The sequence below is a fragment of the Methylophilus sp. genome, assembly GCF_008015755.1.
In the GTDB taxonomy this organism is placed as follows: Bacteria; Pseudomonadota; Gammaproteobacteria; order Burkholderiales; family Methylophilaceae; genus Methylophilus.
Window position 1 is genome coordinate 1 of sequence record NZ_SSGF01000019.1, and the last position, 23,589, is coordinate 23,589.

Sequence of the window (23,589 nt, forward strand, 5' to 3'; positions counted from 1 at the left end):
AAATAAGGAAGAAGGGAGCGACTGTTCGAATCCCGCGGTGGGTTGCGTTTTGTGCAGGCCGCTAGGATGAGTTTCGTGACCGCTTATTTTGACGAGCAACGCAGGGAACAAGCGGAAGCTGGGGTGTCTTGTTCTTTGCCTTCTTTCTTATGGACAAGCATAAGAAAGAATGGTCGCCGTAAAGGCGAAATAGATCGGTCAAAAACTCACATTGGGCAAGCAAAGAAAAGTAACTCGCCAACAAGGCGAAAAGCAACCCTCCAACAAAGAACAACCTTTTATCGCAATCACACCACCTCTAGGCAAAACACGCAATAAACACACATAAAGTGACCATTCCTGCCACTTTTCCATGGCATGATTCTTGCACCATATGCTGGTACTCCTGCCCAGATATGACATGAATAGTCCAATCCCATTTTCACTGCCTAAAACCATAGAAAGCCTGCGTCTTGGCGATTTGCTGCGCATGCTGGTTTCCGATGGGCGTATCGAAAAAGTATGGGCAGAAAAACTGCATCAGGATCGCAAGCGCGATAGCTCTAACATCCACCCGATTGTGATCGTGGCCGAACAAAAATGGCTCGACCAACGTCAGCCGTCACAATTACTGTCGGTAGACACCCTGAGCCGCTACGTGGCGGAGAAGGCGGACGTCCCTTACTACACGATTGATCCGTTAAAACTGGACTTTAGCGCGGTGGCACAAATTGTGTCGCAAGCCTATGCCGAGCGCTTGCGCATTATGCCGATTACGGTGAAAGATGGCATTGTGACGATTGCCACAGCAGATCCGTTTCATCAGGCATGGCTGCATGACCTGGAGCGTTTGCTGAAGTTAAAGATTCAGGTGGTGATGGTGAATCCGCTGGATTTACAGCGCTATTTACCCGAGGTGTATCAGCTGTCTGCGGCGATTCAATCGGCCAATGCCGCCAAAGCCGGGCAGATTGTTGGTGTACAAAACTTTGAGCAATTGATTGAACTGGGCAAAGACCGTCAGCTCGATGCCAATGAGCAGCATGTGGTCAATATTGTTGACTGGCTGTTTAAATATGCGTTTGAACAACGCGCCAGCGATATCCACCTCGAACCACGCCGCAATATGGGGCTGATGCGTTTTCGTATTGACGGGGTGTTGCACCAGGTCTACCAGTTGCCCAGCAACATCATGAACGCGATTACCAGCCGCATTAAGCTGCTGGGCCGTATGGACATGGTGGAAAAACGTCGGCCGCAAGATGGCCGTGTCAAAACGGTAGGCACCGACGGCAAGGAAATCGAATTACGCTTATCGACCATGCCCACCGCCTTTGGCGAAAAACTGGTGATGCGGATTTTTAAACCGGACATCCTGGTGCAAGACTTCCAGTTATTGGGATTCTCAAAGCGTCAGAGCGAACAATGGGCGCAATGGACGCATCAGCCGAATGGCATTATTTTGGTCACCGGGCCGACCGGCTCTGGCAAAACCACCACCTTGTACACCACACTTAAACAACTGGCGACAGATGAGGTGAATGTGTGCACGGTGGAAGACCCGATTGAGATGATAGAACCTGCGTTTAACCAGATGCAGGTGACGCAAAATATCGGTCTCGGTTTTGCCGAAGGCATCCGCACGCTGATGCGGCAAGACCCGGACATTATCATGGTGGGTGAGATTCGCGACCAGGAAACCGCAGACATGGCCATTCAGGCCGCATTAACAGGGCATTTGGTCCTGTCGACTTTGCATACCAATGACGCGCCATCCGCCGTGACACGATTACTGGATTTGGGCGTGCCTGCCTACTTGATCCACTCCAGCCTGCTCGGCATTATGGCGCAACGCCTAGTGCGTACTTTGTGCCCGCATTGCAAAACCGAAGCCGAAATTTCTGACCAGGAATGGGCCAGTGTGACACGCCCCTTTAAGGCTAAAAAGCCAGCCAAAGTGATGAAAGCGGTTGGCTGCAAAGAGTGCCGTCAAACAGGATATCGTGGCCGTACCGGCATTTATGAAATGCTGACCTTAACGCCGGCGCTGCGCAAACTGATCACCCCGGAAACGGATTTATTACAGTTAAAACAGGCCGCCACGCAAGCCGGAATGCAACCACTGATGTTAAATGGTGCAGAAAAAGTCGCTGCTGGCGTGACGACGGTAGAAGAAGTCTTGAAAGTCGCGCCGCCGATTGAAATCGACTAAGCACGGCAGGCTATTGATAGCGTAATGCCTCGATAGGATTCAACCGTGCGGCTTTTCTGGCCGGATAAAATCCAAAAAAGACGCCGATACTGGCGGCCACACTAAACGCAATCAGCACAGATGCGCTGGAAACAATCACCTCGGCCTGCGTAAACACACTCACCAGCACCGCACCCGTCACGCCGATGACAATGCCGATCAGGCAACCAACAATGGAGATCATGATGGCCTCCAGCAAAAACTGCATCAAAATATCGCGCTCACGGGCACCAATGGCCATGCGGATGCCAATTTCGCGCGTACGCTCCGTCACCGAGACCAGCATGATATTCATGATGCCGATGCCGCCCACCAGCAAAGACACGGAAGCAATCGCCCCCAGCAGCAAGGACATGGTGCGGGCGGTTTCTGCTGCTGAATTGGCAATCGCCGTCAGGTTACGCACCGAAAAATCACTGTCAGCGCCTTCGCGGATATTGTGGCGCTGATTGAGCAGGCTATTCAACGCCTCTTCTACCATGCTCATGACGTTATCAGATTCAGCCTGCACCATAATCTGCCGCACCGTGCCCGGCAACTGATTACCAAACAGCTTACGCTGCGCGGTGGTCAGCGGTACGATAATGGTGTCATCCTGGTCACGCCCGTCCAGCGTTTGACCTTTGCTATCCAGCACACCCAGCACGACAAATGGCCGCTGGTTGATGCGGATGGTTTTGCCAACAGGATCCACCTCACCGTCGTCACCAAACAGATTTTGCACTACAGTTTTACCCAGCAAAGCCACCCGTGTTGCAGAGCGGGTATCCGAGGCTGAAAACGCATAGCCTGCAGACAAGCCCCAGCCGCGGATATCCATGTACTCCGCGGTGGTGCCAATCACGTCAGTATTCCAGTTGTTGCTGGCGTAGACCACCTGCCCTTTGCCCATGGTCACCGGCGCGACGCCCATGACCCCATACAACTCGCTAATGGCATTGGCATCGCGCACATTGAGCGAAGGCGCATTACCGGTCGCGGTGCGAGCGCCGCCCATCCGTGGTGGGCCCGAAAGCACCACAAATAAATGACTACCCATGGCGCTGATAGAACGTTTAACTGAAGCCTCAGCGCCTTGGCCGATCGCCATCATCAGCACCACCGCGCCAACGCCGATCACCATGCCCAGCATGGTTAAAAAAGTGCGCAAGCGGTTAGCGCCCATGGCATGCCAGGCTTCTCCCAGCATGGCGCTAAACATGGTCAACTCCTGATGCTTTTGCGATAGCAGCGCCAGTGTCTTGCACAATACACCCATCCAGAAATCTCACCTGCCGCTTGGCGTGCTCGGCAATATCGGTTTCATGCGTCACCAGCACAATAGTGATGCCTTCCTGATTGAGGCCATCAAAAATGGCCATGATTTCTTCACTGGTGGTGCTATCTAGGTTACCGGTGGGTTCATCTGCCAGAATCAAGCGTGGCTGATTCACCAGCGCACGCGCAATGGCGACTCGTTGTTGTTGCCCGCCAGAAATCTGGTTGGGATGTGAATCCAGGTGTTTGCTCAAGCCGACTTTTTCTAACAGCAGGCGGGCACGTGTATGACGCTCTTCTTTGCTTACCCCGGCATACACCAGCGGCAAGGCCACGTTATCCAGTAGGCTGGCACGCGCCAGTAAGTTAAAGCCCTGAAACACAAAGCCTATGGTCTGGTTGCGCACTTTAGCCACCTGGTCCGCCGCCATGGTCGCCACGGCATAGCCATCCAGCACATAACTGCCAGCGGTAGGCATATCCAGACAACCCAGAATATTCATAAAGGTCGATTTTCCCGAGCCAGAAGGGCCCATGATGGCGACATAATCGCCAGGCAACACCTGCAGATTGACGTCTTTTAATACCGGAAAATCCCCTGCCGCCGAACGGTAGGCTTTATATAGATGCTTCACCTCGATGACGGACGCTTGCATGCGCTTAGAACATTCTCGGGCCACGTGGGCCGTTATTATTACCCTGCCCTTTATTAGGCGGATTGTCACTTTGCAATTCGCTGACAATGACCTTATCACCCGCTGCCAGCCCCTCGCCAGACACCACGGTCGCGCGGCCATCCGTCATGCCGGTATGCACGCGCAGCATGACCGGCTTACCCGCTCTGAGCACATAAATCTTGCCCATGGCACCGCCAGCAGCCCCCTGCCCTTCGCCTTTCGCGCCATGTTTGCGCCAGCCGCGCTTGCCTTCAGCACCAGCCGCTTCTGGTGTTGACCGATCCGGGGGCGCCGCGTTGTCTAGCTTAGGTTTGTAGCGCAAGGCAGCGTTGGGTACCAGCAAGGCATGCCGGGCTCTATCCACAATAATATTGACGTAGGCTGTCATACCTGGCAGCAAGGTTAAATCCTGGTTATCGACCGACACCACCACGTTATAAGTGACCACATTAGAGGTGTTGGTCGAGTTCAAACGCAGTTGCTTCACCACGCCTTCAAAGCTGCGATCTGGGAAGGCATCCACATTAAAATTTACTTTTTGCCCTTCTTTAATCTTGCCGATATCCGCTTCGGCAAAACTGGTGTCTATCTGCATTTTTGAGAGGTCTTGCGCAATCTGAATCAAGGTCGGGGTCTGAAAGCTGGCAGCCACCGTCTGGCCCACGTCGACCACGCGATTGACCACCACGCCAGACACCGGCGAGCGAATAATGCTGAAATTGAGGTTGGTCACGTCACGCGCCAGCAAGCCACGCGCCGTTTCCAGTTGCGCCCTGGCCGACTTTAACACCTGCACGGCCGTATCCAGCTCCTGTTTAGAGACATACTCTTGTGCATATAACTGGCGCATGCGTTTTTCATTGGCAATCGCCAACTCCACTGCCGCCTCATTATTCCTCACGGTGCCTTTAGACTGTGCAATCTGCGCATTAAATAAGGTGCTGTCCAACTCTAGCAACACCTGATCTTTTTTAACCACATCATTAAAGTCGACATACATTTTGCGCACAATGCCCGAGACCTGAGTACCCACACTAATCAGGCTGACCGGGTTGAGCGTGCCATTCGCCGACACCGTTTGCTCAATATGCCCCTGCGTCACTTCATCGAGCCGGTATAGGTCTTCCGGCTTGGGTGGATGCGTGTGGTTGTAATACCAGTAACCTGCCACGGCGATAGCAACCAACAGCAACAACACCAGTATGTTTTTGATGCGCTTCATCAATGTTTGTCCATTTATTTTATTGACCAGGTGTTTTAGCACCGGGTAATGATTGAATCATGGCATGGTCGAGCACGCCGATGGCCTGTGCCAAGGTCGCCCGCGCGATATTCGCGTTCAGGCGGGCCTGAATCGTTTGCTGGCGTGCGGTGGCCAGTGCACTTTGCGCGTTCAGTGTGTCGATGATATTGCCCACACCCGCGGTGTAGCGGCCAAACGCCACCCGATATGATTGCTCGGCGCTTGCAAGCAAGGTGTTGCTGGCGGTGACAGATTGCAAAGCCGTGCGCAAGTTTTGGTAGGCACTCCACACATCGAGTGAAATCTGCAAGCGCAAACGGTCGCGCTGGGCGAGGCGTAAATCAGCCGTAGCCTCGGCCGCACGGATACGGTAGGTCGGCGCATAACCGGCAAACAAGGGGATGGAAACGGTGACACCCAAGGTGGTTGCACTGTTGGCGGCATATTGCGAGCCATCTTGCAGATTATTGGCAAGGCCCAGGCTAATCGTTGGTTTGCTGGCCGCTTGGCTGGCAGCAATGCTAGCCTCCGCCGCGCGCACTTGTGCTTCACTCGCCAGCAAGTCCGGGCGGCGTTGCCCCGCCTGTTCAATCAGAGTGGCGACATCATCGACAATACCGGGCGGCACCTCATTGCTGCTGCTCGCCAGCGTCACGTTGAGGTTGGCGGGCAATCCCATCAGATTCACCAGGCTGCCGTTGGCCACCCGCAAGGCGCCTTCAATCGTAATGCGCTGTAGCGTTAATTGCGCATACGCCGTTTGCGCTTGCAATTTATCTGCCGGGGTCGCCACGCCCGCCTGATAGCGCGCATTGGCCGCTTTAAAACTCTCTTCTGCGGCGCGCTCAGCCTGCTGCGCCGCGGTGAGTGCTGCCATATTGGCTTGCACCTGGTAATAGGCAACAATAGTATTGAGCAACACTGCTTGCACGGTGCTGCTTTGTGTCGCGCCTGCCGCCAGCAATAACTGGCGCGCGCTTTCTACGTTGGCCTTGCGGTTACCAAAGTCATATAACAAGTAACTCGCCACCAGGCTATTGGCAATATTGAGGTTAGGGTTGCCACGGGTGGCAGATTCAGGGCTCAACACCCCCATATTGCTGGAGACGGTATCGGTCACGCTAGGTAAATAGGCCGATTTGGCGACGCCCAGTTGCGCCGCCTGTACACGCGCACTGGCCCACACCTCGCTGGTTTGCGGGTTATGACATAAGGCGATGTCTGTGACATCGGCCAGTGTCAGTGCCTGTTGCCAGTCGACTTGTGCGCAACCATTGGCATTGGCCAAATACTCGCCCGGGATGCGCGGCAAGGTTTGTACTTGCGTGCCTAGCGGATCACCATCGTGATAAAACAATGACTCCTGCGCCTGCACGCATGACAAGGGCAACAGCATGATTAACCATACACATGTGCGCATGCTATTCCACACTTAATCAACCACACCGCTCAATAAAACAACCATCATCAAACATCACTTAAATGCATAGATGCGCCATCTTAAAGGAACAATCGCCGCGACTAAAGAGAGCGATACATTTTGATACTTTCAACGCGCGAAAAAACAGGCAGGATTGTTGGAGCAATGTGGAGTCGGTGCCCGCTGGCACCGGCATTCAGTGCGACTTGTCTTGGATTGGCGCCTCGCGCCCATGTATCATTTGTGACAACAAATGCTGGCCAGACAAGCGCGAGACCACCATCACCGCCAGCACATGCAGCGCAATCAGAGCAAGCAAAGCCAGGCTAAGGGCGGCATGGAGATCAACCGGCCAATCTTCGCCCCATAAGGCATCGGTGCGACTCAGCCAGCCAGTCAAGGCCAGGGCGGCAATGCACAGCCAAATCAGGTAAACCGACCACTGGCCGAGCGGATTGTGGCCCCGGTGCGGCGTGATCTGACCGCGCCGCATTTCAGCCATATGCGCGCTCATCGCCAGCCAGCCAGGCAGGTAAAAACGTGCACTACGGACCTGAGTCAGGCAACCCAGCACAATACGCATGGCGACCACCGCCAGCACGACATAACCAACCCCACGATGCAGCCAGTCGGTTTCATACCAGACATAACTCATGAGCCACAGTCCGACAACGCCAGCAGCCACCAGCCAATGACTGAGTCGCAGCCACCATGGCCACAGTATGTCTACAGGTGTTTGCATCAAGCGCAATTAGTCTTTTAAACCAATGGCTTTCACAATTGCCAGCGTTTTCATATCAAAGTAAATCTCGACCTTTTTACCTTCTTTGCTACGGCCATAAATCTCGTAACAATTACCGTCTACTTTAAACTTTTTGATGGTGTAGCCTTCCGCTTCCAGCGCTTCTTTCAGCGTTTCTTCAGAAGCCCACTCCTCTTTCGGATAAGACTTGCACTCAGCTGCGGCAAACGCGCTGCTGGCAGAGATGAAGAGTGCTGCAGTCAGCAGTGACCGTATGAATAATGTGTTCACAATAATTCCTTTAAATCATTAAAACAGAACAGACTTTAAAAAAGAGAGACTTGGCGTAGCGCTTTCAGGTTGGCAACGCCGGTCAAGGCCATGGTCATTTCCAGCTCATCACGCAGTGTGCGAATGACTTTAGCCACGCCCATCGCCCCTTCTGCCGCCAATCCCCATATATAAGGCCGCCCGATACAAACTGCATCAGCGCCCAAAGCCACCGCTTTAAACACATCTTGCCCGCTGCGAATGCCACTATCAACGATCAATTTGCATTGTCCGCCAACGGCATGGGCAATGGCAGGCAACACCTCTGCGACTGTCGGTGTCGTATCCAGCACGCGACCGCCATGATTGGAAATGACCAGTCCATCGCAGCCCAAGCCTGCCGCCTGAATGGCATCGTCGACATGCATCAACCCCTTGAGTAAAAACGGCACGGTGCACTGTTCGCGCAACCAGGCCACATCGTCCCAATCAGGCGCTTGCGACATCCAGCCATCAAACACCAGGCTTTGCCCAGGGCCAATCGCCTTCGGGCTTAAGGGCTGACTCAAGTTGACGGCAGCAATGCCTGCGGGCAAATCCATCACTGCCTGCTTGACTGGCGCATCTACGGTAAACACCACCACGCTATAGCCAACCGCCAGGGCGGTTTGCAGCAACGCAAGCGTACGCGGACGGTCACCTTGCCAGTACAACTGAAACCATAATGGTTGCTGCGCCTGCGCAATAATATCAGCCAAGGGCTGGCTGGCCAGGCTGCTCACCAGCATTTGCCCTTGCTGGGCGTTGCATGCGACGGCTGTGCCGACCTCGCCATCGGTATGAAATAACTTTTGATAAGCCACCGGCGCCAGCATAATCGGGTGCGCCCAACGTTCACCGAACAACTCACAACGTGTATGCGGATGTTTCAAAGTCGCCAGCGGGCGTGGATATAATTTTAGCGACTGCCAGCCTTGCACATTGGCCAGACTTTGTTGTCCACTGCCTGCATCAGCATGCAAATAGTGCCAGATATCCGCCGATAATTGCGATTGCGCTTGCTGCGCGTAGTGCTGTAATAAGGATAGTGCTTGCATGGGGATTTATAAAGCCCACTGGCGCAACAGGTTATGGTAAATCCCCGTCAGTTGAACCACCTCAGAAGTCTCCCCATGTTGCTGGCGCAGCCTCACCAGTGCCATATCCATATCGAACAACATCCGCCGGTGTGCGGCATCACGCACCATGCTCTGGATAAACATAAAACTGGCCAATCGTTCACCGTGCGTGACTGGCGTCACGGCATGCACAGAACTCGACGGGTAAATGACAATCGCGCCCGCTTTCAACTTAACGCGCTGGTCGCCGAAGACGTCTTGCACCACCAGCTCGCCGCCCTCATACTCGTCAGGGTCATTCAAAAACAGGGTTGCGGAGACATCTGCCCGCACCCGCGCACTGCCATCCGGCATGCTGCGCATGGCACTATCGACATGAAAACCATAGTGGTTGGTCTCACCAGAATACCGATTCACAAACGGTGGCAGAATCTTGTCTGGTAACACCGCAGAAAAAAATAAAGGATCGCGATGCAATGCCTGCAATACGATCCTGCGAATTTGATCCAGCAACGGGTCCTGTTCGGCCAGTTGCTGGTTATTTTTGACTTGTGCTGCCTGCGCCCCGGCGGTATTGCGACCATCGACCCATTGCGCCTGTTTAAGCAGGCCCCGAATCGTCGTTAACTCGTCTTTGAGCAATACATCCGGCAACGTCAGCAGCAAATCAACTCCTAAAATTTATACTCGGTGGTAATAATGGCTTGGCGACGATTGCCTGGCGTTGTAAAGCCACCATTATCATAAACCGCATCATAATACGTTTTATCGAACAAGTTTTTGATATTCAAACGTACAGCCCATTTAGGCTGCTCGTAAGCAGCCATCATGTCAACACGAATATAGCCTGGTGCAACGTTCGGTTTAAATTGCCCATTAACAAAAGGGTTGTTTGTAGCGACGGCAGTGACGGTTGGATTGTAACCATAACGTTCGGCTTTCGCTTCGAAGCCACCACCGACTTTCCAACCATTACTCCAATCGTAAGTTGTCCAGAGATTGGCCGTAGTACGTGGCGTATTTCTTACATTTTCTCCAGCTAATCTTGGATCTGGTGGCACTGTAGGTAAGCCAGTAGCAGAGTTAATGTTTTCTGCAACGTTAATAATGTATGCATCCATGAAGGCGATACCAGCAAACATATCCCAGTGCTCAGTCACTTTACCAGTCAACTCAAACTCGACACCATTAGTACGACGGCGCTTAGTCAGAATCGGGTTATTACCAAAAGCGGCCAAGTCAGTATTTCGCTCCCAATCTTTGGTCGTCGTAAACACGGCTGTTCTAAAGGCTAAATCACCATCCATAAACAACCATTTTGCACCAACTTCTAAGGTACGACTGCGTTCTGGGGGTTGCTTCACCGTCGTTAGCTGGTAAAGGTCGGCTGTCGGGCTAAACGAGTTGCTATATGTAATGTAATAGTGCTGATCTGCGTTCGGCTGCCATGACAATCCACTTCGATAACTGTTTTGTCCATAATCAAGATGCGGAGCCCTGGCTGCAGTGTAATCTGCCTTCATTTCGTCACGACGAATACCCACTAAAGCTGTCCAGTGAGGAATAAACTCAACACTATCCTGCGCATAAACTGCATAGTTATCTGCATTAAATTTTGCAAACTGCGTATTTGCCGGAGTTATCGGCGTCTCTACACCAGCCGCGTAAATAGGTGCTGCTGTAGTGCCTTGGTTGAGTAATGAGTTACGATAAGATTTTTCATGTAAATATTCAGCCCCAGCCAACACCGAGTGCTTCATTCCAGCCAAATCAAATTTAGTAGTGAAGTCTGACTGCAAATTATCCGTTTCATAATGCATCGTACGCGTCTGGTTTCCGCCCACACCGGCAGTTTCAGTCGGAACAGCTGCGGCATTTGGGGTTTTTGCCCAATAAGCACGCTGATAATCAGCATGCCTTAATTGCGTTCTCAGCTGTGTATCGTCAGAAAATTTATGGGTAAAGATACCTGTCGTGATACGTGTATCGCTATCATCAAAGTTTTTGCTGCTACCATAAAAAGTACGGTCATCAATCTTGCCAGTGGCCACGGTAGTATTTATTGGGCGCTTATTGAGGAAAGAGATACCAAAATCAGGCACATCACGAGTCTGTATATACACGTGATTTAAAAAGAACTCGTTTTCAGTACCGATACCCGCACCAAAACTCACAGCAATCCCTGAACGATCCGTTTCAGGGTGATCGCCATTGGCTGGGTTTTTACGATAGCTCTCTTCATGTCGGTCCATCACGTTCACACGAATGGCTGCTGTGTCAGTCAGTTTCTTGTTAAAATCACCTGTCACCTGATGGTAATCATAGTTACCCAAGCTACCTGTCACAGTGTTCTTATCCTGCAACTCAGCCATTTTTGTCACTTGGTTAATCACACCGCCAGCCTGACCGCGGCCGAATAACATCGCCGCTGAACCACGCAATACATCCACCTGCTCCAGGTTAAATGTTTCTCGATAATATTGCGCGGTATCACGCATATTGTCCAAATAGATATCACCAAAGGTATAAAAACCACGCAAGTTAAAGTTATCACCACCACGGCCACCTTCAGCAGCGTTCACAGACAAGCCCACCACGTTGCGTAACGCTTCACGCAATGAACCCACCTGCTGGTCATGCAACAGCTCTCTCGTCAGTGTAGTCACTGCTTGCGGCACATCTTGCGGGTCCTGATAGGTTTTACCTACGCGTGTTTTTGTGGCTTGGTAGCCTTTATTAGGCGTATCTTGAATACGTTGTGACTTGACCTTCACTTCGGTCATGGTTTGCGCAGCATCTGCTGTTTTTTCTTCATCAGCAGCCATTGCAACTGCAGGCAGCGCCATCATCAGCGCTAGTGTCATCGTTTTTTTATTAAAGCCTGACGGCATAATCTTTCCCTAATTCACTCTTATGTTATCGAATTGCTGGCTACTGGAAACAAAAGTCGTTGGCTTGCAAACAGTTAATCGCTAATGATAACAATTCTCATTTTTAAGATCAATCAAAACTAGCGCATTAATATATTGATGCAAATAATGCCGCAAAAAAAACAACACCCTGCCAGATAGCAGGGTGTTGTTTTCAAGCTGAGATCAAAGCTAAATGCGTTGTTTAGCGCAACCTATTAATACTTCCATGTCAGCGTAGCCATGGCACTCGCAGGCGCCGCGTAATAGGCTTGACCAGCACTGGCAAAAATCAGGCTTGTTAAGTATTTTTCGTTGGTCACGTTATACAAATTTAGCGCAGCATCCCAATGCTGGTCAATTTTATAATTGGCGGACAGGTTGAGCGTCGCGTAGCTACTCTGTTTATAGCGAAAGGTGCCCACTAGATCACCATTATCGTCTGCAAGCGCGATGTCAACATGTGTATCGCTCTGCCAATAAACGTTTGCACCCAACTTTAAATTCTGAATAAACGGGACCTTGTAAATCGCTGCAACATGTGCCTGATTACGCGGTGTGAATGGATTTACATTTTGATTGTTGGCCCCTTTTAAACTCATCAAGCGGGTATAGCCAGCATTCAAACTGAGTGCGTCAGATAACTCACCAGAAACATCGATCTCGAAGCCTTTGCTGGTTGCCTTTATGCCATTGTAAGTGGCTATACCTCCAATCGTGCTGCCCGTCGGCTGCGGTTGATTCTCCTGCTCTGTTTTGAATAATGCAAAGGTGCTGTTGAGGCGATTATTCAACCATTCACTTTTAACCCCTAGCTCATAATTTTTACCCTCTAACGGCGCCAAAATGCCTCCGCCAGCACTGCGTTCCACCTGGGGTTTGTAAATACCAGCATAGCTGGCATAGAGTGAGTGTTCATCACTCAGGTCATACACAGCGCCCATGTAAGGCGTGACCTTATTATTTGCTTTGGACTCCTGAGGATCTCCAAAGCTGACACCCTCCAGGTTGTAGCTTAATAAACTAGCGCCTGCAGTGACTTTTAATAACTCTGTCGGGTTAAATTTTGCAGCCACATAAGAGTTAATCGTCCGCATCGTAAAATCTGCCGATTTATTCTCAGCATCATAGGTAGGCAATGGAAAGTCGCCAGCATTTTCAAAACTGCTGAGTGGTGTTCCAATCGGCCCAAATCTTGAATAATCCTTTACAGCGGCTTTGCTCCATGTCGTGCCGAAGACCATTTCATGCTTACGACCGCCGAGATCAAAGGGCCCATTCAAATAAAAATCGGCCACGTTATCTTCAGTGCGTGTGCGGTACATACTTGGGTAACTCTTCAAACCAAGGCCAGTCACAGGGTTTTCGTTACCATAAATATAATGCAGCCTTGCGTTAGAATCCGTTTGCTTGTGTGTGAGCTGACCTTTGGCTTTCCAGCCATTATCAAAAAGATGGGATAACTCAACAAAGCTAATGTGAGTGCCTACATCCCAGTAACTCCAGTCTGGTGCCGTGGAGTCTGAGCGACTGTAATGCCTTTTACTACCATCCGAATACAGTAATGGCAAGCTACCCCAAATATTGCCGTTAGAATTATTTTGTTGATAAGTGTGACCAACCGCCAGATTAGTTTTCTCTGATAAATCAGCTTCAATTACACCATAAGCGACATTTCTCTCGCTGCTTAAGCGATCCAGATATGAATTCTTTTCTTGATGCGCTATCACCAAACGCGCACGCACACTGCCATCTGCATTGAGTGCCCCTGAAATATCCGCATCCAGACGCCTGTTATCCCAAGAGCCAAGTGAGGCATCCACTTTCGCTTTAAACTCTGTGGTTGGACGCTTACGAATGAAGTTAATCGTCGCTGAGGGGTTACCCATAGCGGTTAATAAGCCATTCGCGCCACGCAATACTTCAATACGGTCATACAGCGCTACATCCAGATCACCGTATTGAGTGCCATACGTGATCGGTGTGCTCAAACCATCGATCTGAAAATTAGTGATATTAAAACCGCGTGCCGTGTACTGACTTCGCTCGGTCTCAAATTGCTCAACGCGCACACCAGTCACCAATGACAAGGCATCATTGACAGTCAGCACACGAAAATCGTCCATTAGCTGCCGGGTAATCACCGAGATAGACTGTGGGGTATCTCGAATGCTCGTATTCAAACGGGTCGCGCTTGAGGTAGACCTCACCGTATAAGACTTTGTTTTTTCTGAAGGCTGATCTTTTTCAACTTGGGAGGTCACCTTCACCTCCGGCAAAGACTCAACTTCTTCTTTGCCAGCTGAATCTTCAGCATAAGCCAGATAAGGCATCGCCAGCATTAATGCGGCTAGCAGGCGACGACGACTAAATGAATATGTTAATTGTGGACTGTGCACGAGACTCCCCTGTGAGTGAATTGCTGGCTACAGGAGAAAAACTCGTTGGCTTGCACTAAAGCCTTAAATGATAACAATTCTCATTAAAAACATCAAGAAGACAAGGTAGACGAGCGTCATGCGCCCATGTAAAACCTTGCTAACGCTAGGCGACGGCCTTCCGTTTAAGGCTAGGGGCAACTATCATCTCGCCATCCTCTGTCACAGCCGCCGCGAGGTTCACGTTGTACAGTGCCTCAAGCAACGGCAAGGTGACATGTGGGGTGTGATAATCGCCGACCATGGCGCCATGCTTGATGAAGATTAATCTCTCGAAGCCTTGCAGGGCCTGATTGATGTCATGCAAAATCGCCAGGATGGCGTGACCGCGATTGGCGGCAAAGGTATAAATCGCTTCCATCAAACTGAACTGCAAGCCTGGATCCAGCGCGGCCAATGGCTCATCGACCAGTAACAAGCCCTGTTCTACGTCCCACAGTTGCGCAAACACGCGCGCCATTTGTACACGTGCTTTTTCGCCACCAGATAAAGTATCAAAACGACGGCCCAGCAGATGAGCGGCACAAGCCTGCTCAGCGGCTTGCCGCACAATGGAGGCCAGCGACGGGTCATGCATGCGCGCCACACGGCCTAGGCCAATGACCAAGTCGACTGGTAAGCCAAACGCTACCTCATGCGACTGCGGCAAAATGGCGCGGCGACGGCTTAAATCGGGCAAAGCCCAGTCTTTTAACGGCTGCTGGCAAAAAATGGCCTGGCCACTCAGCGGCACTAACTCGCGGGCAAGCAATTTAAGCAAGGTCGACTTGCCCGCCCCGCTAGGTCCCAGGACCGCAATACGCTCGCCGGGTTGAATGACGAACGAAAAGGGACCAAACGTACGCTGACCGAGCGTCACCGTGACACGGTCTAGCGATAGTATGTGCGTGTCTTGTTGCGCGTGAGACATGTCTAACCGCTCTTTCTAACGCTGGTTAACAAGGCCAGAAAGAAAGGTGCACCGAGCAGGGCGGTAAAGATGCCCACCGGGATTTCTGCCGGAATCGCGACGATTCTGGCAGTGGTATCGGCAACCAGTAAAATAATGGCCCCTACCAGCATGGCCAATGGCACGAGACGACGCTGATCAGGCCCGACAATCAGCCGCACAATATGCGGTGCCACCAGGCCAATAAACCCAATCACACCGCACCAGGCCACGGAGAAGCCGCACAACAGCGCGACAAGAATGATCACACGGCGGCGCAGATGGCGGACGTGAATGCCGACGTGCGCGGCAGCGGCTTCGCCTAGCGCCAAGGCATTCATAGCACCGACCAGTCGCCACACGTACCAGATCGCGGTCAGCAATAACAATGACAATACCGCCACTAACGGCCAACTGCCCCCTGCCAGCGAGCCCAGCGTCCAAAAGGTCAGGCTCCGTAATTGTTCGTCTGTGGCCAGGTAAGTACACAAGCCGATAATCGCTGCAGCCAGCGCATTGAGTGCGATGCCGGTCAGCAGCAAGCCGGCGATTGAATCTGCTGTCAGCCAGCGCGCAACGGTATCTAGCAGCAAGCACACGCCAACCGCACCGGCAAAGGCGGCCAGTGGCAGTATCCAAAAACGCCAGGCAACGGGAATATCCATACCGCTACCAGCGAGCACCACAATGGTCAAAGCGGCAGCGCAAGCGGCGCCACTGGTCACGCCTAACAAGCCAGGATCAGCCAATGGGTTACGAAACAGGCCTTGCGTCAATGCACCAGACAAGCCAAGCGCAGCGCCCACCAAGGCCGCAAATAACGTACGCGGCAAGCGCAGGTGCCACAATACATAGGCGCCACTGGTCAGTGGCTCATCCTGGCGCCACAATACGCGCCAGTCATCGGCGGTCACCGGCACGGCGCCTGCCCATGCCGCCACCCAAAAGCACAACAGCAGGACTAACCATAAAAACCAGACCGGCCTGTTGAGCAGGCCGGTAGTCAAACGCGAAGTCAATGAGATCGCCCCTATGCTGGTACTCATGTACGCATCACCTTCAATAATGCGTTATCCAGCGCCGCAGCCGCTTGTGGCATACGCGGACCAAAGCCCAGCAAAAACATCGCCTCTAGCGAGACGACGCGGCGCTTTTGCCCGGCAGGCGTTTGCGCGACACCCGGCAGTTTGAGCACACCATCGACGCCACCAACAACACTCAAGCCTTGATCAGTCATTAACACAACGTCCGGCTGGGCGGCAATCACCGCTTCTGGCGTCAATGGTTTAAAGCCATCAAAGCCCTGCACCGTATTTTGCGCGCCGACATAATGCAACATGGCCTCGGCGCTGCTGCCCTTGCCGCCCACCATCACCTGGCCAGGACTATGCGACAAGATAAAAAGCACACGCGGTGCAGCAGTCTTGCGGGCCAGAATAGGCTCACGCACGCGCTGCCAGTCCGCTTTCATTTTTTCAACCAGTTGCGCCGCCTGCATTGGTCGCTCAAGCAAAGTGCCCAGTCGAGTCACACGCTCCAGCACGCCCTCAAATTGATCATTGGCGGCCAAAATCGTGACCGGCACGCCCGCCGCATTGATTTGCCGTAGCACTGCGGGCGGCCCGGCATCTTCAGTCGCAATCACGTGATTGGGCGCCAATGCCAAAATGCCCTCGCTGGATAAAGTACGCGCATAGCCCACGCTAGGCAGCTTGGTCGCTGCTTCAGGATACAGCGAGGTAGTATCCACACCAGCCAACTCATGGCTGGCGCCTAGCGCATAAACAATCTCCGTCAGCGCACCACCAATACTCACGATGCGGCGTACAGCTTTTTTATCGGCAGCCCAGGCCAGTTGCGGCAAACAAACGCTGGCAGCGAGCGCACTCGCCTGCAACAAGAATTGACGACGAGCGGGTTTTGTTTGCAAATCACTCAGCAATAGATCGACACGTAACATATTTAACTCAGACATATTGGCCAAACAGCTTGCAGGTGGATCGCACGCATCAAGGGCTCCTCATGTCCGGCTCCCACGTGCGCAGCAATCAGCTCGCCTTCAGAATTCTGCAGCGTTTCTGCAATATCGCGATGACGCGCCTTGCCAGAGTGGTGCTCAATGGCAAATTGCTGACGGATAAAAGCTCTCTTGTGACTCATGACTGCATCTCGGGCTTAAGCCAGTTCGTCCAGCTTTTGCTGGCTGGCCTGGTCTGGCGCAGCATGGCCTTGATCATTGCGGTGTGTGATTTGTAGTAAATCCTGGCCGTTGAGATGGTAGGCCTTCGCGAACCCGGCCACGTAACTACCATGCGTTGGCGTCAACTCCACCATATGAAAATCGGTCAGTTTGCCAATCGCATCCATGAACTTGCCAAACTTGTCATAAAACAAGGCCATCACTTCATCAAACTTGGCCTCTGTTCTGGCCACTTCTTGCGTGTCACATTTGAACACCAGGCGTTTTCTGGCAAACAGGTGGCCCGCGTCTTTTTCGCTCTCGATAAACATGGCGGAACAACGGCCCGTTTCACGCAAATTGGCGCAATGTGTTGCCAACTCGCTCACGTAGAGATAAAACTTGTTATCGCGCTCGACAAACGCGGCATAGCTCGCCTCGGGGATGCCCTGGGCATTGGCCGTTGCCAACTGCACAGATTTAAACAATCCTTTAAAAGCAATGGCTTCTTCGCCCACGGATTGCAACTTCTCGTTTTCGCTCATGCAACTTCTCCTCTGTTTATCATTCAATGCACTGCGTGTCGTTTTGATTCACACCGTGCCTGCTGAAACTGTGACAGTGCATCACATCAGTTAATGATATTCTATATGATAATCATTCTTATTTAAATAAAAAGAGTTGAGTTGCCTGATGTCGTCAACAAAAAACCAGTGAAAAAAGAAAAGAATGCAGTGAACCCAGGCGCTGATCGCCTGGCAGCATCATTAACGACGCGAAAACAGTGGCTGTATCCAGTAGAAAAAGATGGCCACCAGCACAGGGATGGCAATGGCCGCATTGGCCAGGCACTCGCGAGCATCATCGACCACCAGGGCGAAGATCAGGCCTGCCATAGACACCAGGGCGATGATCAACGGCCAGAAGAAAATTTGGGAGAGTTGTTTATTCGGCATAAATAGATGTGTCACCATTACTCACCTCACAGGGGGCGCACCCCCGGCAATCTTGCGTTTAATAGGCCTCACTTAGGGTAATTCTTGAACGGATATCCGGCACATACTGGTGCCGTTTTTTCCACCACAGCATCAAGCCTGTCCACAAGACGATGATGGTGATGACATCAAGCACGGCCCACAGCCACTTTAAGGTCATGCCACCATAGTCGCCAAAATGCAGCGGCTGCGAAACCAGTAAGGCCACCAGATACCACGGCAAATCCCGGCTATCGGTCAAGGTCGCTGTGCGCGCATCGACCAGCACCGGTTTAAACAGGCGCTTGGTGATTGGTGAATCGCCACGCATAAAAATACCGTAATGGTGCGGGCTGGCGTAAGCGGTGCCGGGGAAGGCAATAAAACCCAATTGCATGTCTGGTTCGGTTTGCTGCGCGACTTGGACAGAGGCCTGCAATGAAGCAAATTTCTCCGGTGGCGGCAGGTTTTTATAAGGCGCAATCATTTGCGACATCTGGTCAAACTGCCAGTATTTGATTAGCAAGTCTGACCAGGCATTAATCACACCGGTGGCAGCCACGACCAGCGCCCAACTCAGAATCACAATGCCCAGAAAATTATGCACATCCAGGCGTTTGAGTTTTTCGCCACGCTGACGGCGAATTTCGCCAAAAGCCAGTTTGCGCATAAACGGCGCATATAACACCACGCCAGAAACAATAGCGACCAGTAATAAAAAGCCCATCAAGCCCAGAAACAGCATGCCAGGCAAACCGGCAAACAAATCCACATGCAGCTTGAACATGATGTACATGAAGCCTTCTTCTACCGGCGGCTCCCCCAACACTTGTGCCGTGCGCGCATCCAGCACTACCTGCTTGAAACCACTCTCGGCCGTGGTGGTTTTTGCCATGCTGATGACCCATTGCAAGGGCTCATCCTCTTCGCGATACATATACAAGGGCACCATGCCGGGCTGCTTGGTTTTGGCGGCGGCCAGCATCGCGTCCATGCTGGCCAGGGGGCCTTGATGGTCTATGTGCGGCGTCTCAATATGATTGCCGAGCCAGTCGCCGATCTCATGGTGAAAGATCAGCGGCAGGCCAGTCAGGCATAGCAACAGCATAAATACCGTGCACACCAGACTAGACCATTTATGCACCCACGCCCAGGTACGGATAGAGGACTGCGTCATAGAAATACTCTAGCAGCGTGATTATGGTTGTGGCTGACTAACAAAACCGACTTTTTTCATGCCAGCTGTCTGTGCTTTGGCAAGCACCTCAGCCAATACCTGATAACGCGTGTTTTTATCAGCACGAATCTGCAATTCAGGTTGCTGTTGCTGGGCCGCGGCTTCTGACATCCGTGTCGCCAGCTCAGCAACCTGGATTTCGCTATCATTCCAGAAAATTTTGCCATCGACATCGACCGCCAGGTCAATCACTTCCGGCTTTTCTTCCAGCGGCTGCGAGGTTGCCTGCGGCAAGTCAATTTTCACTGCATGCGTCAGCAATGGCGCCGTGATAATAAAAATCACCAGTAACACCAGCATCACATCCACCAACGGCGTGGTGTTGATTTCACTCATGGGCTGAGTGTGCTCTCCGGCGCTAAATGGATTTTGCCCCATCATACATTGCCACCTTTATTCGCCACTTTGGCATGCAATTCAGTCACATTGGCAGGTTTACCGGTGTTTTTAATCACCAACGGCGCGCCGGTGGTCAACAAGGTATGCAGGTCTTGTGCAAAGCTTTCCAGCTCGGCCATGATGCCGCGGTTAGCCTTGATAAACGCGTTATAAGCCAGCACCGCCGGAATCGCTACCGCCAGACCAATCGCCGTCATAATCAAGGCCTCACCCACCGGGCCAGCCACTTTATCAATGGTGGCAACCCCTGATTGGCCGATGGCGGTTAATGCATGGTAAATACCCCATACCGTACCGAACAAACCAACGAATGGCGCCACGCTACCCACAGAAGCCAATACTGACAAGCCGCTCTCTAGGGCCGCCTGCTCTTGCGACAAGGTACGGCGCAACTGACGCGCAATAAACTCATCCTGGCTACAAGCCGCGCCCAGTGACTGGCTGGCATATTGCTGGTGGTGCTGGGTAGACTCAGCGGCAGTCACTGCGAGGCGAAACGCTGGTGATTGCAGTTGCGGCTCTTGCAAGGCTTCCTGCAAGGTTGCCTTACGCCAGAATTGACGCACATACGCAGACACATCGCGCTTGTGCTTAAAGACCTGCCAGGTTTTCACCAGAATAAAATACCAGCTCAGCACTGACATCGTCAGTAAAATTAATGCCACTAAAACCGACACCACACCGCCTTCGGTGATAAAAGCCAAACCACTTGTTGATTGCATCAAACATTCCCTTTCAATTTAAACCTACTTATTCCCGAAACCTGCTTATTCTTGCGTCAGCGAGAATGACAACGGCACATTAACGTAAGCACTCAATGCCTTACCACCCTTACGTGCTGGCTCAAAACGCCATTGCTTAACAGCGGCTACTGCCGCCTTGTCCAGGCGCTCAAAACCACTACTGCTAATCACTTCCACCGAGTCTGGACGCCCCTCAACAGAGACCAACACCTTCATCACGACTTTACCTTCCTCACCAGCGCGCTGCGAAAGTCTTGGATATTCAGGCCGCGGATTGTTCAGATAAGCCACCCCGAACTTTGGTGGCTCCTCTTTTTCCACCACCTCTTGTTTGGGCGGGGCCGACGCCACTGGCGCTGGTTTACTAGGCGCAGCGGCAGCAGGCACCTCTAATGGCGGTGCCGATGGCTGAGTGCTGGCTTCAAATTTCGGCTGCTCAGGTGTGGTTTCTACAATTTTTTCAACCACAGGTGCTGGCCGCTCTATCGGCTTCACTGGCGTCTCTTTAGGTTTGATCACTGGCTTGACAACCGGCTGCTGCTTGATGATAGGCACCACTTCCGGCGCCGGCGCTTCTTCTTTCTTGGCGGGCAAGGTGATGAGCGAGACCGTCATTGGCTCAGGCTTAGGCAACTCAATCACTGGCTCTTGATGCAATACCAGCCAGGCAATCACCGCCGCATGCAAGGCAACCACCAACAACATGCCCAAGCCATGCCAGTCCTGGCGCTTGTCGCGTTGCAGCCAATCCTCAGTCGCCAGTACCGACCAGCGGAAAATGCCTGCCAACTCGCCCAACTGGCGACGATGCAAACTCAACTCAGGCAGTTGAGGCGTAGACGCGCGCGCGGGCTTTAACGACAACCCTTGCAAAGACTCACGTTGCACCATTCACACACTCCTCACTCAAAACCACAAAAGGCAACCCCAGGTTGCCAGTATGACAGACACAATTCACGCGAATCCTCTATTCATTTTTTTGCAACAGCGCATCTTGCGCCTGCGCTGACGCTGCCAATGCATGACATTTGGTCAACAGCAATTTATTCTGCTTGGTACGGGTTAACTGATAAGTCTCACCCGCATGCAAAATGGCCAACACACCGGCATCGCCCAGCAATTGATTCGCCTCAATGGTCGGCACGCGATGCGAAGAAACGCTGGCCGCATTTTGCGCTTTACCTAATGATGATTGCAAGCGATTGGTCATGCATTCACATCCAATTAAAAAAAAGCCGACTTATATGCAAAAGCATCGCGGCATAGGATTTCAAGGAACACCCTTACCAGGGAGTGATTGGCGCAAAACAACGCGCCGAATTTGAGCAATGACATGTTGGGGTTAGGAGCACTGCTCAAATACTTTAAACTGGACAACCCTGATCAGCGGCTGGCCAGCGAATGCTTAAACACGGTTAGAGTAATACTCAACCACTTGCTGCACATCAATCGGGAACGGCACATCTTCAATAGAAGGCAAGTGCCCGATTTTTGCAGTGACTGAGGCCGCTTCCACCGACAACCACTCAGGAATCGTCAGACTAGGGGTTGCCATCGCATCCACCACCATCGGAATCTTGCGGCTTTTTTCTTTCACCGTCACCACATCACCTACTTGCAAGCGAATAGAGGCAATATTGGCTGATTTGCCGTTAAGCAATACATGACCGTGATTCACCAATTGGCGCGCAGCAATGCCCGTCGGCGCAAAACCGGCTCTAAACACCACATTATCTAAACGACGCTCGAGCAAAGACATCAACTTTTCACCCGTTGGCTCACTGCCCTTACGTGCTTCAAGAATCAAACGACGCATCTGCTTTTCGCTCACGCCATAGTTAAAACGAATCTTCTGCTTTTCGACCAGCTTGACCGCGAAGTCAGAACGACGGCGGCGTGACGCCTGCTGCCCATGCTGACCTGGCGGATTAGGACGATTTTCAATCGACTTGCGTGATAATCCTGGCAGTTCAACGCCTAATGCACGCATAATCTTCAATCTGGGTCCTGTGGTTCTTGCCATGAATCTATTGCCTTTCTTGGTTTATCTTTGTGATCAATATCTTTTTACCTGTATTGCCACAGCCGTTATTGCAGCGTAGTCGATTGTGGCAGACCATCCGTGATTGCCTGCTGCATCGCCATCGCCTGATGCGCCTGCAGCAGGGCCTGCCAATCTTGCAATAACTGCTTGGCTGCAGTTTGAATCAAACCGCTCTCTGCATATTCGGGCGCCATCAACGTCTGCGCCAGACTGCATCCCAACAAAGCCAAGTCTTCAGAAGGATTCACCGCATAGCGCGTCGCCACACAACTGAGTGAAACCAACACCGCACTGGCCGTCGGCAAATCCGGATCAAACAAATGACTGGCTGACGTTGCATAATCCATCTGCATGGCAATAACTTTCGTTTAATCGTTATGAAAATGATAATGTTTCTCATTTAAGATGTCAACCACCGTTTGCATCCTAATTTAGGCATCCTGCCAAAACCGCATCAACCATTCAGCAGCCACCCAACACTCCATCGATATCGCCTTCATCGATTGATCGACAATCTTGACCAAATTAGTAAAGCAAGCTAATGTATAGGGTTCAACAATTATTAGCCGAAAAATCAAGGTTTTATGGACGCTTCAGCCCACTCCGCGACAGACACTCACGCCAAATCCATGACAGGTGCGGACATCGTTGTCTCCTGCCTGAATGAAGAGAAAGTCAAATTCGTTTTTGGCTATCCAGGTGGCGCGGTCTTGCACATTTACGACGCACTCTATAAACAGAATGGTTTCAAACACATTCTGGTGCGTCATGAGCAGGCGGC

25 protein-coding genes are annotated in these 23,589 nt (G+C 51.9%); 2 read left to right on the forward strand and 23 right to left on the reverse strand.

Going from position 1 to position 23,589, the window contains the following annotated elements; all coding sequences use genetic code 11:
* Nucleotides 1-400: 400 nt before the first annotated feature.
* Nucleotides 401-2,191, forward strand: coding sequence for a GspE/PulE family protein (locus E6Q52_RS08535; protein WP_292821066.1), 1,791 nt, complete (start codon nt 401-403; stop codon nt 2,189-2,191).
* Nucleotides 2,192-2,201: 10 nt separating this feature from the next.
* On the opposite strand, the gene E6Q52_RS08540 is transcribed toward E6Q52_RS08535, so the two are convergent.
* The 23 genes from E6Q52_RS08540 to E6Q52_RS08650 form a co-directional block, all read right to left on the reverse strand.
* Nucleotides 2,202-3,431, reverse strand: coding sequence for an ABC transporter permease (locus tag E6Q52_RS08540; protein WP_292821068.1), 1,230 nt, complete (start codon nt 3,429-3,431; stop codon nt 2,202-2,204).
* On the reverse strand, nt 3,424-4,143 hold the full coding sequence (locus tag E6Q52_RS08545; protein ID WP_292821070.1) for an ABC transporter ATP-binding protein: 720 nt from the start codon (nt 4,141-4,143) through the stop codon (nt 3,424-3,426). The genes E6Q52_RS08540 and E6Q52_RS08545 overlap by 8 nt, the downstream gene beginning before the upstream one ends.
* A 4-nt stretch (nt 4,144-4,147) precedes the next feature.
* Complete coding sequence (locus E6Q52_RS08550) at nt 4,148-5,386, reverse strand: efflux RND transporter periplasmic adaptor subunit (RefSeq protein WP_292821072.1); 1,239 nt, start codon at nt 5,384-5,386, stop codon at nt 4,148-4,150.
* Between the two features lie 19 nt (nt 5,387-5,405).
* Nucleotides 5,406-6,827: a TolC family protein gene (locus E6Q52_RS08555; RefSeq protein WP_292821074.1), complete on the reverse strand. Its 1,422-nt coding sequence runs from the start codon at nt 6,825-6,827 to the stop codon at nt 5,406-5,408.
* 196 nt (nt 6,828-7,023) lie between these two features.
* Nucleotides 7,024-7,569 (reverse strand): cytochrome b/b6 domain-containing protein, encoded by a 546-nt coding sequence (locus E6Q52_RS08560; protein ID WP_292821076.1) that lies wholly within the window; start codon nt 7,567-7,569, stop codon nt 7,024-7,026.
* Between the two features lie 9 nt (nt 7,570-7,578).
* Entirely contained in the window at nt 7,579-7,860 is a 282-nt protein-coding gene (locus tag E6Q52_RS08565; protein ID WP_292821078.1) for a PepSY domain-containing protein, read from the reverse strand.
* 35 nt (nt 7,861-7,895) lie between these two features.
* A complete protein-coding gene (locus tag E6Q52_RS08570) occupies nt 7,896-8,936 on the reverse strand; it encodes an alpha-hydroxy acid oxidase (RefSeq protein WP_292821080.1) in 1,041 nt (346 codons plus the stop codon).
* A 6-nt stretch (nt 8,937-8,942) separates the two neighbouring features.
* Nucleotides 8,943-9,623, reverse strand: coding sequence for a Fe2+-dependent dioxygenase (locus E6Q52_RS08575; RefSeq protein WP_292821081.1), 681 nt, complete (start codon nt 9,621-9,623; stop codon nt 8,943-8,945).
* An 8-nt stretch (nt 9,624-9,631) separates the two neighbouring features.
* Nucleotides 9,632-11,848, reverse strand: coding sequence for a TonB-dependent siderophore receptor (locus tag E6Q52_RS08580; protein ID WP_292821082.1), 2,217 nt, complete (start codon nt 11,846-11,848; stop codon nt 9,632-9,634).
* Between the two features lie 236 nt (nt 11,849-12,084).
* Complete coding sequence (locus E6Q52_RS08585) at nt 12,085-14,199, reverse strand: TonB-dependent siderophore receptor (RefSeq protein WP_292821084.1); 2,115 nt, start codon at nt 14,197-14,199, stop codon at nt 12,085-12,087.
* A 211-nt stretch (nt 14,200-14,410) separates the two neighbouring features.
* Nucleotides 14,411-15,214 (reverse strand): ATP-binding cassette domain-containing protein, encoded by an 804-nt coding sequence (locus E6Q52_RS08590; protein ID WP_292821086.1) that lies wholly within the window; start codon nt 15,212-15,214, stop codon nt 14,411-14,413.
* Between the two features lie 2 nt (nt 15,215-15,216).
* Nucleotides 15,217-16,278 carry an iron ABC transporter permease gene (locus tag E6Q52_RS08595; protein WP_292821087.1) on the reverse strand — a complete coding sequence of 354 codons (1,062 nt, stop codon included), beginning with the start codon at nt 16,276-16,278 and terminating at the stop codon, nt 15,217-15,219.
* Nucleotides 16,275-17,207 (reverse strand): hemin ABC transporter substrate-binding protein, encoded by a 933-nt coding sequence (locus E6Q52_RS08600; RefSeq protein WP_292821089.1) that lies wholly within the window; start codon nt 17,205-17,207, stop codon nt 16,275-16,277. The genes E6Q52_RS08595 and E6Q52_RS08600 overlap by 4 nt, the downstream gene beginning before the upstream one ends.
* Nucleotides 17,195-17,392, reverse strand: coding sequence for a hypothetical protein (locus E6Q52_RS08605; protein ID WP_292821091.1), 198 nt, complete (start codon nt 17,390-17,392; stop codon nt 17,195-17,197). Before E6Q52_RS08605 ends, E6Q52_RS08600 begins: the two co-directional genes overlap by 13 nt.
* Before the next feature lie 15 nt (nt 17,393-17,407).
* Nucleotides 17,408-17,956 (reverse strand): HugZ family protein, encoded by a 549-nt coding sequence (locus tag E6Q52_RS08610; RefSeq protein ID WP_292821093.1) that lies wholly within the window; start codon nt 17,954-17,956, stop codon nt 17,408-17,410.
* 222 nt (nt 17,957-18,178) lie between these two features.
* Complete coding sequence (locus E6Q52_RS08615; RefSeq protein ID WP_292821095.1) at nt 18,179-18,385, reverse strand: hypothetical protein; 207 nt, start codon at nt 18,383-18,385, stop codon at nt 18,179-18,181.
* Nucleotides 18,386-18,425: 40 nt separating this feature from the next.
* Complete coding sequence (locus E6Q52_RS08620) at nt 18,426-19,562, reverse strand: PepSY domain-containing protein (protein WP_292821097.1); 1,137 nt, start codon at nt 19,560-19,562, stop codon at nt 18,426-18,428.
* 21 nt (nt 19,563-19,583) lie between these two features.
* Nucleotides 19,584-20,000, reverse strand: coding sequence for a biopolymer transporter ExbD (locus tag E6Q52_RS08625; protein ID WP_292821111.1), 417 nt, complete (start codon nt 19,998-20,000; stop codon nt 19,584-19,586).
* The gene (locus tag E6Q52_RS08630; protein WP_292821099.1) at nt 20,000-20,743 is read right to left on the reverse strand and encodes a MotA/TolQ/ExbB proton channel family protein; all 744 of its coding nucleotides are present in this window, start codon (nt 20,741-20,743) and stop codon (nt 20,000-20,002) included. The genes E6Q52_RS08625 and E6Q52_RS08630 overlap by 1 nt, the downstream gene beginning before the upstream one ends.
* A gap of 45 nt (nt 20,744-20,788) precedes the next feature.
* Nucleotides 20,789-21,655, reverse strand: a complete 867-nt coding sequence (locus E6Q52_RS08635; RefSeq protein ID WP_292821101.1) for an energy transducer TonB — start codon at nt 21,653-21,655, stop codon at nt 20,789-20,791.
* A 76-nt stretch (nt 21,656-21,731) separates the two neighbouring features.
* Nucleotides 21,732-21,974, reverse strand: coding sequence for a hemin uptake protein HemP (gene hemP, locus E6Q52_RS08640; RefSeq protein WP_292821103.1), 243 nt, complete (start codon nt 21,972-21,974; stop codon nt 21,732-21,734).
* A 195-nt stretch (nt 21,975-22,169) separates the two neighbouring features.
* Complete coding sequence (rpsD, locus tag E6Q52_RS08645; protein WP_292821105.1) at nt 22,170-22,787, reverse strand: 30S ribosomal protein S4; 618 nt, start codon at nt 22,785-22,787, stop codon at nt 22,170-22,172.
* A 65-nt stretch (nt 22,788-22,852) separates the two neighbouring features.
* The gene (locus E6Q52_RS08650) at nt 22,853-23,161 is read right to left on the reverse strand and encodes a hypothetical protein (RefSeq protein ID WP_292821107.1); all 309 of its coding nucleotides are present in this window, start codon (nt 23,159-23,161) and stop codon (nt 22,853-22,855) included.
* A 231-nt stretch (nt 23,162-23,392) separates the two neighbouring features.
* Here E6Q52_RS08650 and E6Q52_RS08655 point away from each other — a divergent pair.
* The coding region (locus E6Q52_RS08655; protein ID WP_292821109.1) for a thiamine pyrophosphate-binding protein at nt 23,393-23,589 on the forward strand (197 nt) is incomplete at its 3' end.